Source organism: Zavarzinella formosa DSM 19928, assembly GCF_000255705.1.
GTDB lineage: Bacteria > Planctomycetota > Planctomycetia > Gemmatales > Gemmataceae > Zavarzinella > Zavarzinella formosa.
This window is the reverse complement of the sequence record NZ_JH636451.1, coordinates 1-224: the sequence shown is the minus strand read 5'-3', so window position 1 is coordinate 224 and position 224 is coordinate 1. Positions and strand designations below refer to the sequence as shown.

1 protein-coding gene is annotated in these 224 nt (G+C 72.3%); it reads left to right on the top strand.

Annotated features, from left to right (window positions below; all coding sequences use genetic code 11):
• Positions 1 to 224, top strand: a 224-nt coding sequence (locus tag BGIM_RS65305) for a hypothetical protein (RefSeq protein ID WP_040892081.1), incomplete at both ends; no start/stop codon positions are given.

Sequence of the window (224 nt, the reverse complement as noted above, 5' to 3'; positions counted from 1 at the left end):
GGCGGGAGTTCACCACCGGCCTCCTCCGGTTGCTGGTCGAGCATGATGTGGACCCTGCGGACGTGGCTGACATCCACCCCGAGATCCGGATCGCCCTCGCGGCAATCGGCGCCGAGCCGCCACCCGAGAGGGAGGACGACGACCCGGACGCGGACGTCGCCAACTGCATCCGTCAACTCGGGCACGCCGACCCCGCCGCCCGGACGAACGCGGCGGAGGCCCTG